Consider the following 611-nt stretch of genomic DNA (forward strand, 5'->3'; position numbering starts at 1 on the left):
GGCTGTAGCTGACCGCAGTGGCCCAATTGGTGCCGTCGGCGGAATACTGGTAGGTCCAGGTATCACCGCTGCGCGCCACCCGCAGGGATTCCGCATCGCCGGCCTGGATTAGCGTATTGATCCGCGAAGACGAGGATCCGTTGACGGTGACGCCGGAGAACACCCGCAGCACATTGCCGTCGGAATAGACGTCAAACCGCAGCCAGTTGTTTGCGTCCTGTTCCACCAGCAGCCCGTGCAGCTGGAARCGGTCGGCGGGCGTGGTCAGGAACCGCGCCTCGATCTCGAAATCCRYATCCGWGACATCCTGCATSGCGCGGGCCGAATTATTGGTCTTCCAGGCGTCATAGAAACCGTCCGGCGTCACCAGCTCCAGATAGAACTCCCCCGCATTGCTGCCCAAAGCGGCGGAAATGCCCGCAGGCCCTTCCACGCTCCAGACCGCCGGATCCAGCGCCGCGCCGGAGAAGTCATCCGACACCAGCCCGCTGCCCGTTGCGGGGGCCGCAACCGTCAGGTTCACGGTCGCGGTATCCGTCAGCCCGCTGTCATCGCTGATCGTATAGGTGAAACTGTCCGGCCCCTCATAGCCCGCGTTGGGCGTATAGGTC

The 611-nt window shown here is 63.7% G+C and carries 1 protein-coding gene; it reads right to left on the bottom strand.

Annotated elements, in window-relative coordinates:
* A partial coding sequence (locus A9D60_RS06480; protein ID WP_141117850.1) for a DUF1349 domain-containing protein occupies positions 1 to 611 on the bottom strand: 611 nt, incomplete at both ends.

Origin of the sequence: Leisingera sp. JC1, assembly GCF_001679925.1 — a bacterium.
In the GTDB taxonomy this organism is placed as follows: domain Bacteria; phylum Pseudomonadota; class Alphaproteobacteria; order Rhodobacterales; family Rhodobacteraceae; genus Leisingera.